The sequence below is a fragment of the Pseudomonas sp. GL93 genome (genome assembly GCF_003408955.1).
GTDB lineage: Bacteria > Pseudomonadota > Gammaproteobacteria > Pseudomonadales > Pseudomonadaceae > Aquipseudomonas > Aquipseudomonas paracarnis.
Genome location: NZ_NKRF01000087.1, coordinates 30,514 through 43,987, shown reverse-complemented (window position 1 = coordinate 43,987; position 13,474 = coordinate 30,514). Strand labels below are relative to the sequence as shown.

Sequence of the window (13,474 nt, the reverse complement as noted above, 5' to 3'; positions counted from 1 at the left end):
TGCCTGCGATTGCATCACCGCCGTACGTCAGATACACCGCGCCGCCCGCATCGCAGGCAAGCCAGCTCCCACATGAAAGAGTGCGCAAAGGGTATACTCCCGCTCTTTTTTCCGGAGCGACGTCATGTCCCTGCCAAGCCTGCGTCTCAAAGCCAACGCCGATCGTCGTTTGCGCAACGGCCACCTGTGGGTCTACAGCAACGAAATCGACGTGGCCGCCACCCCACTCCACGGCTTCCAGGCAGGCGACCAGGCTATCCTGGAAGCAGCCGGCGGCAAGACCCTGGGCATCGTGGCCATGAGCCCGAACAACCTGATCTGCGCCCGCCTGCTGTCGCGCGACATCAAGTTGCCGCTGGACAAGTCGCTGCTGGTGCACCGCCTCAACGTCGCACTGTCCCTGCGTGATCGCCTGTTCGACAAGCCGTTCTACCGCCTGGTCTACGGTGATTCCGACCTGTTGCCGGGCCTGGTGGTCGACCGTTTCGGCGACATCCTGGTGGTACAAATCGCTTCGGCGACCATGGAAGCGCATAAAGAAGACGTGATCGCTGCCCTGACCCAAGTGCTCAAACCCAGCGGCATTCTGTTCAAGAACGACTCCGCCGCGCGTGACGCCGAAGGCCTCAACCGCTACGTCGAAACCGTATTCGGCCTGGTGCCAGAGTGGGTGGCGCTGGAAGAAAACGGCGTGAAATTCGAAGCCCCGGTGATCCAGGGCCAGAAAACCGGCTGGTTCTACGACCACCGCATGAACCGCGCCCGCCTGGCCCCGTATGCCAAAGGCAAGCGCGTGCTCGACCTGTACAGCTACATCGGCGGCTGGGGCGTGCAAGCTGCAGCGTTCGGCGCCAGTGAAGTGTTCTGCGTCGACGCCTCGGCCTTCGCCCTCGACGGCGTAGAGCGCAACGCCGCCCTGAACGGGGTTGCCGAGAAGATGACCTGCATCGAAGGCGACGTGTTCGAAGCCCTGAAAGAACTGAAAGCCAGCGAAGAACGCTTCGACGTGATCGTCGCCGACCCACCGGCCTTCATCAAACGCAAAAAAGACATGAAGAATGGCGAAGGCGCCTACCGCCGCCTCAACGAGCAAGCCATGCGCCTGCTCAGCAAAGACGGCATTCTGGTCAGCGCTTCGTGCTCGATGCACCTGCCGGAAAACGACCTGCAAAACATCCTGCTGACCAGCGCCCGCCACCTGGACCGCAACATCCAGATGCTCGAACGCGGCGGCCAAGGCCCGGATCACCCGGTGCACCCGGCGATTGCCGAGACCCGCTATATCAAGAGCATTACGTGCCGGTTGCTACCCAATAGCTGATTAAAACCGAATCATCTGTAGGAGCGAGCTTGCTCGCGACGAACGAATAGACGCCACGGGCTACCTGATAGCGCTGCGTTATCGTTAACGTTCTTCGCGAGCAAGCTCGCTCCTACAATGATGGCGCACATCAATACGGGAAGGCCCCTACAGCGGTATTGATTGAATTCCATTTTTCGCAGACTAGTATCGGTTTCTGGTTTTACTCCGGAAAACAAAAACAATGTCTGGGCCCACCCTCTCCCGCTTTATCCTTATCACCTGCATTTCCCTGATCAGCTTTTTCCCGATCAATATCCTGCTTCCCTCGTTCCCTGCCCTATCTGCTCGATTCGACACGCCCAGTGCAGACATCGCACTGTCCATCAGCCTGTTCACCCTGGTGTTTTCGATCTCGCAACTGGTCGCCGGCCCGCTGTCGGATAAATGGGGGCGCAAGGAAGTGCTGCTCGGCTGCATCACGCTGTCGATATTTGGCGCAATAGGCTGCGCGATGGCCTCCGATTACCTGACTTTCCTGCTGTTTCGCACAGTGCAGGCCATGGGTTGTGGTTTCTTCGTATTGGGCCATGCGCTGGTGGAAGACTTGTTCGCAGAGCAAGATCGCGCCCGTGTGCGCCTTTACTACATGACCTTGAGCGGTTCGTTTGTCGCGCTGTCACCGCTGATCGGCTCCTGGCTGCAAACCACCTTCGACTGGCAAGGCAGCTTCTACGGCTTCGCACTGATGGCTGCGGGCATGCTGATCCATGCGTTCTGCATCCTGCCTTCCAAGTCCGCCAGCCCGCACCGTGAGCCGGTGTCCATCCTCGGCACGCTCAAGGCTGTCGCCCGCAACCGCGACTTTCTGCGCTATTGGTGGATCGCCGCGCTGGTGTTCGCCTGCTATTTCGCCTTGATCAGCGTGACACCGCTGATCTTCATGGATGCATTGAAGTTGTCCGAGTACCAGTACGCCTTGGTGCTGATGGTGTACGGCGCGGCCTATTTGCTCGGCGGCGTGGCAGCGTCGTGTTTACAAAAACGTATCTTGCTGTCCCGACAGATTAATATCGGCCTCGGCTTGCTCAGTGTTTCCGGCGTGCTGTTGGCGCTGATCATCCACTACGAGGCCATCACCACCCTCACTTTGCTCATTCCCATGCTGATCAGCGCCCTGGCTGTCACGCTGGTGAGGCCTGCCGCCATTTCCGCCGCGATGTTGCTGTTTTCGAGCAGCGCCGGCACTGCCGCCTCAGCCGGCAACAGCATCATGTTCCTCACCGCCGCCGTCAGCAGCGCGGCGCTCGCCCAAGCGGGGAGCAACCTGCTGATGACCATCGCCATCAGCTTCATCGTGTTCAGCGTCTGGGGCGTGGTGACGAATACCAGGGTTGGACGCTAACGACCTCCCATTCCCACTGTAGGAGCGAGCTTGCTCGCGAAAAACCAATAGGCGACGCGGGCTACCTGATAGCGCTGCGTTATCGTTGACGTTTTTCGCGAGCAAGCTCGCTCCTACAGAAAGCCGGGACATATTCAGAACCAGTGTTTAGACGCCAATAGACGCTGCAGCCTCCTACCGTTTCTCTTCCACCCACAGGAAGAGGACGACGGAATGTCCAACCAGCAAAACGCACATCGGCTGCGTGAAGGCCGCTATTCAGAATCCGGCCGCATTTATCTGCTCACTGCCGTTACCCATCAACGACAGATAGTATTTGAGGACTGGCGCCTTGGCCGCCTGCTTGTTCGCGAATTCAGAAAGGCTCAGGACGACGGCGAGGCGACTTCGCTGGCCTGGGTGGTGATGCCGGACCATTTCCATTGGCTGGTTGAATTGCACAACGGCGATTTGTCGAGGCTAATGCGAATCACCAAATCGCGAAGCGCCCACGCCATCAACAAAGTGAGGAGTTGCCACGGGGCACTTTGGCAAAAGGGCTACTTTGATCGCGCGCTGCGTCGGGAGGACGACTTGAAGACGATGGCTCGTTATATCGTCGCAAATCCCTTGCGGGCAGGTTTGGTGGAGCATATCGGCCAGTACCCACTATGGGACGCCATCTGGCTCTGACCCACTCTCCACTGTAGGAGCGAGCTTGCTCGCGAAAAACCAATAGACGACGCGGGCCACCTGATAGCGCTGCGTTATCGTTGACGTTTTTCGCGAGCAAGCTCGCTCCTACAATCGCCCGCACGTCCCGTAGCCGCTATCTTCACGGTTTCGGCCATTCCCTCCAGCCACCAGCGGTGTAGAATCGGCCCTATTCATCGCCAGTCATCCCCCGGCGGGTTTATGAGCTCGAGGCCCAAGCAAGCGGCGATCCCGCGACGCGAGTGGCAACTTCCGGACACACGGCCATTTTCTGAGTGTTCCAGTCGTCAATTAGAAGCTCACTCCCCTTTAGTACTTGATTAGCCGCCCGGAGTGCTCCAATGCCTGATTACCGCTCGAAAACATCCACCCACGGCCGCAACATGGCCGGCGCGCGCGCGCTGTGGCGTGCCACGGGGATGAAAGATGACGACTTCAAAAAGCCGATCATCGCGATTGCCAACTCGTTCACCCAGTTCGTGCCGGGCCATGTCCACCTCAAGGACCTGGGCCAACTGGTCGCCCGCGAGATCGAACGCGCCGGTGGCGTGGCAAAAGAATTCAACACCATCGCCGTGGACGACGGCATCGCCATGGGCCATGACGGCATGCTGTATTCCCTGCCGAGCCGCGAGATCATCGCCGACTCCGTGGAGTACATGGTCAACGCCCACTGCGCTGACGCCATCGTCTGCATCTCGAACTGCGACAAGATCACCCCCGGCATGTTGATGGCTGCCTTGCGCCTGAACATCCCGGTGATCTTCGTTTCCGGCGGGCCGATGGAAGCCGGCAAGACCAAACTCGCGTCCCACGGACTCGACCTGGTCGACGCCATGGTGATCGCCGCCGATTCCAGCGCTTCTGACGAGAAGGTCGCGGAATACGAGCGCAGCGCCTGCCCGACCTGCGGTTCGTGTTCCGGCATGTTCACCGCCAACTCGATGAACTGCCTGGTGGAAGCCCTGGGTCTCGCCCTGCCGGGCAACGGTTCCACACTGGCCACCCACAGCGACCGCGAGCAGTTGTTCCTGCAGGCCGGCCGCACCATCGTCGAGCTGTGCAAGCGCTACTACGGCGAGAACGATGAGTCGGTGCTGCCGCGCAACATCGCCAACTTCAAGGCGTTCGAAAACGCCATGACCCTGGACATCGCCATGGGCGGTTCCACCAACACCATCCTGCATTTGCTGGCTGCCGCCCAGGAAGCCGAGATCGATTTCGCCCGGCGCGACATCGACCGCCTGTCCCGTCACGTGCCGCAACTGTGCAAGGTCGCGCCGAATATCCAGAAGTACCACATGGAAGATGTGCACCGCGCCGGCGGGATCTTCTCGATCCTCGGCTCCCTGGCCCGTGGCGGCCTGCTGCACACCGACCTGCCGACCGTGCACAGCAAATCCATCGCCGAAGGCATCGCCAAATGGGACATCACCCAGACTGACGACGAAGCCGTGCACACCTTCTTCAAGGCCGGCCCGGCCGGTATTCCGACCCAGACCGCGTTCAGCCAGTCGACCCGTTGGGACACCCTGGACGACGACCGTGAAAACGGCTGCATCCGCAGTGTCGAGCACGCCTACTCGCAAGAAGGCGGCCTGGCCGTGCTGTACGGCAACATCGCCCTGGATGGCTGTGTGGTGAAAACGGCAGGTGTGGATGAATCCATCCACGTTTTCGAAGGCCGCGCCAAGATCTACGAGAGCCAGGACAGTTCGGTACGCGGCATCCTCGCGGACGAAGTCAAGGAAGGCGATATCGTGATCATCCGTTACGAAGGCCCCAAAGGCGGCCCGGGTATGCAGGAGATGCTTTACCCCACGTCCTACCTGAAATCCAAAGGCCTGGGCAAAGCCTGCGCCCTGCTGACCGACGGGCGTTTCTCCGGCGGGACTTCGGGCCTGTCCATCGGCCACGCTTCCCCGGAAGCCGCTGCCGGTGGCGCGATTGGCCTGGTGCAAGATGGCGACAAGGTGCTGATCGACATTCCGAACCGCTCGATCAACCTGTTGATCAGCGATGAAGAATTGGCGGCACGCCGCGTTGAGCAGGACAAGAAGGGCTGGAAGCCGGTAGAAAAGCGTCCGCGCAAAGTCACCACCGCGTTGAAGGCCTACGCCCTGCTGGCCACCAGCGCCGACAAGGGTGCTGTGCGTAACAAAGCGATGCTCGACGGTCTGTAAGACTCGCGCATCAAAATGCCCCGCCAAGTGCGGGGCATTTTTTTGCCTGAAACAATCCTGACGAACAATGGAAATCCCATGTGGGACGGGGCTTACCCTAATGCCAGTGTAGGAGCGGGCTTGCTCGCGAAAAACTCAAAGGCACCGCGTTTATTCAGGAAACACGCGCTATCTTTGACGTTTTTCGCGAGCAAGCTCGCTCCTACAGCAATGATGCATCAGGCTTTAGAACTGTGGGGTGTAGGTCATGCTGAACATCACGTTACGCGGGTCGCCATAGTAGTTACTGCCCCACGTCGCGTTATACGCAGGGATGTAGTACTTCTTGTCGAACATATTGTTCAGGTTCGCCGCCACGGTGAACTCCTGGTTGATCTTGTAGGCCACCCGCGAATCCCACAGTGCATTGCCGGGTACGCTGAAGTTGCGGTCGTAGGCTTCGGTGCTGCTTTGTGCGGTTACGCCGGCACCGACGCTGAACTGCTGCCAATCGCCCGGCAACTGGTAGTCACCCCAGACCTTGAGCAGGTGCTTGGGTGTCCAGGTGCTGAAGATCTTGCCTTCGTAAGTGTCGTCTTTGAGGAATTTGGTGGTGTTGTAGGTGTAGCTGGAGACCAATTGCAAACCCGGCAGCACTTCGCCGCTCAAAGTGGCTTCGAAGCCTTGGCTGCGAACCTTGCCCGAGGCGAGCGAGCAGTACCAGCCGCCGCAGACTTTGCCGCCTTGCAGGTCTTGAGCCGCACGGTTTTCCTGGTCATAACGGAAGATGGCGAACGAGGTATTCAGACGACCGTCCGCCAGTTCACCCTTCAGGCCCAGTTCGTAGTTCTGGCCTTCGATGGGCTTGAGCACGGTCAAAGACGTGGTCAGGTTGGTTTGCGGTTCGAACGCGTCAGCGTAGCTGGCGTAGGCTGACCATTGGTCATTGAGGGCGTACACCAAGCCGGCGTACGGGGTAACGTGACCATTGCTCTGCGTGGTGCTGCGGGTGGGGTCGCCATACACACCCCGGGAACCGCTCTCGTCGGTGTAGCCATAGTCATACCAACTGGTACGTGCACCGAGAATCAAGGTCAGTGGGTCCACAACCTTGACGCGCCAAGTGCCATAAACCCCTTTCTGGCGAATGTCATACCAACTTTTCGTAGCATTGCCCGCCTGGAACAGCTGGTTTTTGTCGCGCTGTGGACGGTTGTGATCGATGTTGAAGATATCCGCGCCAGCCGTCGCTGCTCGCGCCCACTGGTCGTTGGTGGTGAGCTTGGAATAGTTGGCGCCCAGCACCATCTCCTGTTGCAAGCCCAAACCTTCAAACTTGCCGTTCACGTACACATCCACCCCACGGCTCTTGGTGTTGAAGTCGGTGACCCAATCCACATAACGCACATTGCCGGCGGTGCCGGGGTTGGGGACCTCATCCCAGGTCGCCTGGTAGGTCGCGTCGTTGTGTTCATCCATGGCCACGAGGGCAGCTTTCACCTTCCAGTCATCGTTGAAGCGATGCTCGATATCGGCAAACACCTGGGTCTGGTTATTGACGTTGCGGTTCCAGCTGGCGCCGACAAAAGTCGAGCGCGGCAGGCCGATATCGCTGCCATTGGCGTAACGGGGCAGTGACATGAAGTTGGGTCGCGAGTGGCCTTTCTGGTTGCTGACCCCCACACCGACGGTGGTGTCTGGCGTGAAGTCGTAGTCCACGGCGGCATACACCGTCTGATTCCAGCCACCGGCATAGTCAACAAACGAGTCCGTCGTGTCGTAATCCGCCACAAACCGGCCGCGCAGGGTGCCTTCGGCATTGAGCGGGCCACCGGCATCGACCTGGGTGCCGTAGTGGTCCCAGGAGCCGGCTTTTGCAGTGATCGTCACAGTCGGGTCCTGCTGGCCACGCTTGCGCACCAGGTTCATGGTGCCGCCCGGGCTGTTGGCGCCTTGCAGCAAAGCGGCCGGGCCGCGCAGGGTTTCTACACGGTCATAGATGGCCATGTTTTCAGTGAGGTAGCTGCCCAACGCATAGGTGTTACGCGGGATGCCCACGCCATCGTATTGCAGGGTGCCGACCTCAAAGCCACGGGAGAAGATGAACATACCGGGCCCAGGGGATTTGGTCGCTGTCAGGCCGGGGGTGCGCTTGACTACTTCGGACAGCTTGGTGGTGTTCTGGTCATCCATCTGCTTGCGTGTCATGACGCTGACCGATTGCGGGATGTCCTTGAGCTTCTGTTCGCCTTTGCCAAGGGTCACCGCGCCCGTGGTGTAAGAGCCGCTACCCTCGGTGGTGGCGCCCAGGCGTTCGGCGCTGATGGTGGTGGCGCCGACTTCGATGGCCGAACCGCTGGCCACGCGCTTTTCCAGGGTGACCGTATCGGCATTGATAAACGCCGCGCTCAATCCCGTGCCACCAAGCAGTTGCGCGAGCGCTTCGCGCTGACCGAGATTGCCTTTCACACCCGGCGATATCACCCTCTGGGTCAACTCACCCGACACCAGCCCCTGAACTCGCGTAACCGCCGAAAACGCCGCCAACGCGCCGTCCAGGCTTTGCCCCGGAATATCAAAACGGTACGTCTGGGCTTGCGTAGTCTCGGCGGCCTGCAAATACATCGATGCAGTGCCACCGGCCATGGAAATGGCCAGTGCCAGCAAGGGCCGTGCGGCGAATCGGTGTGCCATGGATGGTGCTCCCCGGTGCAAAAAGTCTGTGATCGGCGCCGCACTACTTGAGAGTGCTTACTATTTACGCCTCAGTGATCAAGGACGACCGCCTGCCGGGAAACCCTGAAAGTTTTTTCAAAAAGTTGTGATTACGACGCCTTGCCTTCGCGCAACACCAGTAAATACGGGGTGTAGTGCTCAGCGCGCAGGTTGAGGGTGTATTCCAATGCCTTGATCACCGCGTCGGGTTTGTCGATTTCAAACACCCCCGACACCACTCGATTGCGCAGCGCATCCCCCAGCACCAGGGTCTTGCCCGGCCAGTAACGGTTCAACTCGCTGACCACGTCCGACAGCGGTTGCTGACGAAACACCAGTTGTCGCTGGCGCCAGGCAAACCCGCTGGCCGGGTCAAAGCCATGCACCTCGGCCAGGCGTTGACCCTGATACTCCACCGCCCGACCCGGCTCCAGGTACACCGACGTGTCGCTGCCAGAACTGACCTGTACCTTGCCTTGCGCGACTTGCACGCGGGTCTGGGCATCGCGCCGCGCCACACTGAATTGTGTGCCGACCACCTTTACCCAACCATCGCCGGACTGCACTACAAACGGTCGCGACGGGTCCTTGGTCACGTCGAAGAACCCTTCGCCCCGCAACAAACGCACCTGGCGCTCGCCCGCACTCATGCGCACCTGCACTGCACTGTCGGTATTGAGTTGCAGGTGGGAGCCGTCGGCCAGTTCAATGCTGCGTGATTCGCCGGTGCTGGTTGCGTAGTCCGCGCGCAGGCGGTCGGGCCAGGGCGTGTTTTGCACGGTGAGGCCCACCGCCAGCAACACCGCGGCGGCGCAGGACCAACGCGGCCAGCGCCGTGCAGGTTTGCGCCAGGCGACCTGTTCGGCGCGACGGATCACCCGCGCGGGCTCACGCAGGCCACCGAGCATCGCCTGCACTTCCTGCCAGGCCGCGTCCTGGGCATTACCCTGCCCCAGCCAGGCGGCAAAGGCGTCCATTTCGGCAGCCGTCACATCCTCGGCCTGCAGGCGGAAATACCAGCCGGACGCTTCGTCAAACAGCGCCTCAGCAGTGGGTGTGGCAGTCATGACCGACGTCCTTGTTCATCGCAGGCAAGCCGCGTCTTGATGTACGCCCGGCATTCAATCAAGGCGCGACGCAATTGGTATTCCACACTGCGCGGGCTGATCGACAGGCGTTCGCCGATCTGGCGATAGGAAAGTTCGTCGACATGATAGAGCAGGAAGATCTGTCGAGTCGCTTCAGGCAAGGCCAGGATAGCGTCCTGCATCAACTGTTCCTGTTGATAGGCGGCCAATTGCTCGTCGGCACCTGGGTTACTGCATGGCAGCTCTTCGCTGGGTTCACCGGCGTCCAAACGTTCGCGGCGAATGGTCTGGCGCTGATGATCGCGCACCAGGTTGCTGGCGATGGTGAAGAGGAAGGCAGGCAGGTTATCGATTTTTTCGCCGCAATCCATGCGTGCCAGGCGCAGGAACGACTCCTGAGTCAGGTCGGCGGCCACTTGGGCACTGCCGGTGCGGCGAGTGACGAAGGCTTCAAGGGCTTTCTTCTGCTCCGCGAACAGGCGCGCGATCTGCGAATTCCAGGAGAGCACGGCACTACCTTGAGAAGAACGGACGGTTCAGGGAGTGCGCACGCTAGCAAAGAATGAGATTGGTTCGCAATTGATATCTATTTTTGCCTTTGAATCTGCGGTTTCTTAAGACCGCCTTCGCGGGCAAGCCCGCTCCCACAGTTGACCGCGCCCCAACATGAGAATGCGGTCGACGGTGGGAGCTGGCTTGCCTGCGATGCAGGCGACTCGGTCCTACTGAATCTCCTCCGGCTTGACGATCACCCAGTTCTTGTCCGCCGTCACCGGCAACCCTTCCTTGGCTTGAGCCGCCGCGTGCTTGGCGATCATGCCGTTGAGCTGGGTCATGTATTTGTCTTTGCGGTTGATCCACAAGTGGATACCGCCTTTAGCCACGTCCACATCATGGAACAGCATGTAACCGTCGCTGGTGGGTGTATCACCGCCGACGATCACCGGTTTTTTCCACTCGTCGATATAGGTGAGGATCGCCGCGTGCTTGCCGGCCATCCAGGTCGCCGGGGTCCACAGGTAGGGTGTCAGCTCCAGGCCGAGGTTGGCCTTCTCGTCATATTTGCCCGCGGTGATCTGCTTGCGTGCGGTGGTCAACTCGCCGGTTTTGCGGTCCTTGAGCATCGTGGTCACGCCGATGACGTTCTCGGGCTTTACGTTGTAGCCGTACTTCGGATCGGCCGCGACCATGCGCACCAGCTCCTCGGAAGCGGCGGTCATCACATACACCTCGATGCCGTTTTCCATCAGCTTGTTGTACAGCTCGGCCTGGCCGGTGAAGACTTTTGGCGGTTGCACCTCGGATTTCTTCACCGCGTCGCCTTCAAAATAACTGACCGGCACCGGCTTGCCGGAGGCCATCAGCTCATCCACCTGAACCTTGAGTTCCTTGAGGGTAAAGCCAGAGAACACCTGGGCCACCCACGGGTAGCAGACCATGTCGTCGACTTCGCAAAGGCGGTAGTAGTAACTGAACAGGCTCTCTTTATGCTCGGCAGTGTCTTTGAACGGCATCAGCTTGAGCGACGGGTCGAGGCTGTCGCGGGTGATCAGGCCCTTGTTTTCCATGAACGGCAGCAAGGACTCTTCGAGGTCGTAACGGTAGCTGGTGTTGTCCATGTCGAACACCGCGTAGTTACCCTTGTTGGCGTTGGCGGCGATCATTTCGTTGAGTTGTTTGGCGGCAGGTGCCGGCCAGTGTTTTAACTCGGTGGCGGCAAACGCCTGGCTGGCGAGCCCGAGGCAAAAGGCGGCGGATACCAATAGTTTCGGCGCGAGCTTCATAGGCGTTGTCTCCCTCAAGTGAAAGACATCGACGCTAACAAATCCGTATGACAGTTATCGCCCGGGCACGACCGCGGACGTCGCGATTGCGCCAAGGGCATATGCCTGAGCGTCAAACGCTTATTCCAAAAACGACAGTCGCCATTCCATATCGGTATTAAATCAATATATTTCAAGCTGTTAGGCTTGCCGGTTCGCAATCGCAGGCTCACGCGATTGGCTGCCTTCTCAACGGAGCTTCAATGAATCTGCCCCTGATTCTCAATTTATTGGTGTTCGTGGCCCTGTTGCTGGGCCTGGCACAAACTCGCCGTACTAACTGGAGCCTGGCCAAGAAGGTGCTATTCGCCCTAGTGCTTGGCGTGCTGTTCGGCGCGGCTTTGCACACGATCTACGGCGACGGCAACCCGGTGCTCAAAGCCTCGATCAGCTGGTTTGACCTGGTCGGCAACGGCTATGTGCAACTGCTGCAAATGATCGTGATCCCGCTGGTGTTCGCCTCGATCCTCAGTGCCGTGGCGCGCCTGCACAATGCCTCGTCCCTGGGCAAAATCAGCTTCCTGACCATCGGCACGCTGCTGTTCACCACCGCCATCGCAGCGCTGATCGGCATCGGCCTGACCAACCTGTTCGGCCTCACCGCCGAAGGCCTGGTAGCCGGCACCCAGGAAATGGCGCGCCTGCAAGTGATCCAGAGCGATTACGCTGGCAAGGTTGCCGACCTGAATATCCCGCAGTTGCTGCTGTCGTTCGTACCGGCCAACCCGTTCGCCGACCTGGCCCGGGCCAAGCCGACGTCGATCATCAGCGTGGTGATTTTCGCCGCGTTCCTTGGGGTTGCTGCACTGCAACTGCTCAAGGACGACGTGGAAAAAGGCCAGAAAGTCCTTAACGCCATCGACACCCTGCAAGCCTGGGTGATGCGCCTGGTACGCCTGGTGATGAAGCTGACCCCCTACGGTGTGCTGGCGCTGATGACCAAGGTAGTCGCCGGTTCCAACCTGCAAGACATCATCAAGCTGGGCAGTTTCGTGGTGGTGTCGTACCTGGCCCTGGGCCTGATGTTCGTGGTGCACGGCCTGCTGCTGTCCCTGGCCGGGATCAACCCGCTGCGCTTCTTCCGCAAGGTGTGGCCGGTGCTGACCTTCGCCTTCACCAGCCGCTCCAGCGCTGCGAGTATTCCGCTGAGCATTGAAGCGCAAACCCGTCGCCTGGGCATCCCGCAATCCATCGCCGGTTTCGCCGCCTCGTTTGGCGCGACCATCGGCCAGAACGGTTGCGCCGGTCTTTACCCTGCGATGTTGGCGGTAATGGTCGCGCCGACCGTGGGCATCAACCCGCTGGACCCGCTGTGGATCGCAACCCTGGTGGCGATTGTGACCTTGAGTTCGGCGGGCGTTGCCGGCGTGGGCGGCGGTGCGACCTTTGCCGCGCTGATCGTGCTGCCGGCCATGGGCTTGCCGGTGTCACTGGTGGCGCTGTTGATTTCCGTGGAACCGCTGATCGACATGGGCCGCACGGCGTTGAACGTCAATGGTTCGATGACGGCGGGGGCGATTACCAGCCAGATCATGGGGCAGACGGATAAAGCGTTGCTGGATGCCGATGAGCATGCCGAACTGGCGCAGGCATAAAGGCTTATAACCTGTAGGAGCGAGCTTGCTCGCGAAGAACCTGAGGGCGCCGCGTTCATTCAGAATGCCCGCGTCATCGTTGACGATCTTCGCGAGCAAGCTCGCTCCTACACTAGTTGCGCTCCCACACTTCGAAGTTGTAGGCCGGCTTATCACCTTCGGCTGGATTCTCGACATTCGACACCAGCTTCCACTGGTTCATATCAAACTCTGGAAACCACGCATCCCCTTCCGGGCTCAGCGCAACGCGGGTCAGGTACAAGCGATCGGCCTGTTCCAGCCCCTGCGTATACAACTGCGCGCCGCCGATCAGCATCAGCTCGTCCACGCCTTGTGCCTTGGCCCACTCTTCGGCGCGCTCTACCGCCGCGTCCAGTGACGGAAAAACTTGCGCACCTTCCAGCACAAGATCGGTCTGACGGCTGACCACCAGGTTCAAGCGCCCCGGCAGCGGTCGGCCCAGGGAGTCCCAGGTCTTGCGCCCCATGATGATCGGCTTGCCGAGCGTGGTGGCCTTGAAATATTTGAAATCCCCCGGCAAATGCCAGGGCATGCTGTTGTCGACGCCGATCACACGGTTTTCACCGAGGGCTGCGATCAGGCTTAAAGGGAGAGTTTTTTTCATGGCGACGAGAATACCAGAGCGGCGAGCCAGCGGTTATGCTCCAACCTCATCAACACGACAGGACGGCG

Annotated in this window: 10 protein-coding genes and 1 pseudogene; 5 read left to right on the top strand and 6 right to left on the bottom strand. The window is 59.9% G+C overall.

Going from position 1 to position 13,474, the window contains the following annotated elements:
* Positions 1-124 precede the first annotated feature (124 nt).
* From CER19_RS19610 to ilvD, 4 genes are all read left to right on the top strand, one after another.
* Positions 125-1,321 carry a class I SAM-dependent rRNA methyltransferase gene (locus CER19_RS19610; protein WP_116667641.1) on the top strand — a complete coding sequence of 399 codons (1,197 nt, stop codon included), beginning with the start codon at positions 125-127 and terminating at the stop codon, positions 1,319-1,321.
* A 223-nt stretch (positions 1,322-1,544) separates the two neighbouring features.
* Complete coding sequence (locus tag CER19_RS19605; protein ID WP_116667640.1) at positions 1,545-2,705, top strand: MFS transporter; 1,161 nt, start codon at positions 1,545-1,547, stop codon at positions 2,703-2,705.
* A 213-nt stretch (positions 2,706-2,918) separates the two neighbouring features.
* The gene (locus CER19_RS19600) at positions 2,919-3,377 is read left to right on the top strand and encodes a transposase (RefSeq protein ID WP_116667639.1); all 459 of its coding nucleotides are present in this window, start codon (positions 2,919-2,921) and stop codon (positions 3,375-3,377) included.
* A gap of 362 nt (positions 3,378-3,739) precedes the next feature.
* Positions 3,740-5,581 carry a dihydroxy-acid dehydratase gene (gene ilvD / locus CER19_RS19595; protein WP_116667638.1) on the top strand — a complete coding sequence of 614 codons (1,842 nt, stop codon included), beginning with the start codon at positions 3,740-3,742 and terminating at the stop codon, positions 5,579-5,581.
* Positions 5,582-5,806: 225 nt separating this feature from the next.
* On the opposite strand, the gene CER19_RS19590 is transcribed toward ilvD, so the two are convergent.
* From CER19_RS19590 to CER19_RS19575, 4 genes are all read right to left on the bottom strand, one after another.
* Positions 5,807-8,254 carry a TonB-dependent siderophore receptor gene (locus tag CER19_RS19590; protein WP_116667637.1) on the bottom strand — a complete coding sequence of 816 codons (2,448 nt, stop codon included), beginning with the start codon at positions 8,252-8,254 and terminating at the stop codon, positions 5,807-5,809.
* Positions 8,255-8,385: 131 nt separating this feature from the next.
* Positions 8,386-9,342 carry a FecR family protein gene (locus CER19_RS19585; RefSeq protein ID WP_116667636.1) on the bottom strand — a complete coding sequence of 319 codons (957 nt, stop codon included), beginning with the start codon at positions 9,340-9,342 and terminating at the stop codon, positions 8,386-8,388.
* Positions 9,339-9,872, bottom strand: coding sequence for an RNA polymerase sigma factor (locus CER19_RS19580; RefSeq protein WP_116667635.1), 534 nt, complete (start codon positions 9,870-9,872; stop codon positions 9,339-9,341). The genes CER19_RS19585 and CER19_RS19580 overlap by 4 nt, the downstream gene beginning before the upstream one ends.
* A 213-nt stretch (positions 9,873-10,085) precedes the next feature.
* Positions 10,086-11,147: a haloacid dehalogenase-like hydrolase gene (locus CER19_RS19575; protein ID WP_116667634.1), complete on the bottom strand. Its 1,062-nt coding sequence runs from the start codon at positions 11,145-11,147 to the stop codon at positions 10,086-10,088.
* Positions 11,148-11,389: 242 nt separating this feature from the next.
* Between CER19_RS19575 and CER19_RS19570 the strand changes: the two genes are divergently transcribed.
* The gene (locus CER19_RS19570) at positions 11,390-12,781 is read left to right on the top strand and encodes an L-cystine transporter (protein WP_116667633.1); all 1,392 of its coding nucleotides are present in this window, start codon (positions 11,390-11,392) and stop codon (positions 12,779-12,781) included.
* A 12-nt stretch (positions 12,782-12,793) separates the two neighbouring features.
* Here CER19_RS19570 and CER19_RS29470 read toward each other — a convergent pair.
* Positions 12,794-12,880 (bottom strand): annotated as a pseudogene (locus CER19_RS29470) (outer membrane lipoprotein carrier protein LolA); the annotation flags it as partial.
* A 13-nt stretch (positions 12,881-12,893) separates the two neighbouring features.
* Positions 12,894-13,406 carry a dihydrofolate reductase gene (locus CER19_RS19565; RefSeq protein WP_116667632.1) on the bottom strand — a complete coding sequence of 171 codons (513 nt, stop codon included), beginning with the start codon at positions 13,404-13,406 and terminating at the stop codon, positions 12,894-12,896.
* Positions 13,407-13,474 lie beyond the last annotated feature (68 nt).

Bases quoted from the DNA above. Each gene is read 5' to 3' on its own strand.
- CER19_RS19610 (WP_116667641.1), top strand. From the start codon at position 125: ATGTCCCTGCCAAGCCTGCGTCTCAAAGCCAACGCCGATCGTCGTTTG.
- CER19_RS19605 (WP_116667640.1), top strand. From the start codon at position 1,545: ATGTCTGGGCCCACCCTCTCCCGCTTTATCCTTATCACCTGCATTTCC.
- CER19_RS19600 (WP_116667639.1), top strand. From the start codon at position 2,919: ATGTCCAACCAGCAAAACGCACATCGGCTGCGTGAAGGCCGCTATTCA.
- ilvD (WP_116667638.1), top strand. From the start codon at position 3,740: ATGCCTGATTACCGCTCGAAAACATCCACCCACGGCCGCAACATGGCC.
- CER19_RS19590 (WP_116667637.1), bottom strand. From the start codon at position 8,254: ATGGCACACCGATTCGCCGCACGGCCCTTGCTGGCACTGGCCATTTCC.
- CER19_RS19585 (WP_116667636.1), bottom strand. From the start codon at position 9,342: ATGACTGCCACACCCACTGCTGAGGCGCTGTTTGACGAAGCGTCCGGC.
- CER19_RS19575 (WP_116667634.1), bottom strand. From the start codon at position 11,147: ATGAAGCTCGCGCCGAAACTATTGGTATCCGCCGCCTTTTGCCTCGGG.
- CER19_RS19570 (WP_116667633.1), top strand. From the start codon at position 11,390: ATGAATCTGCCCCTGATTCTCAATTTATTGGTGTTCGTGGCCCTGTTG.
- CER19_RS19565 (WP_116667632.1), bottom strand. From the start codon at position 13,406: ATGAAAAAAACTCTCCCTTTAAGCCTGATCGCAGCCCTCGGTGAAAAC.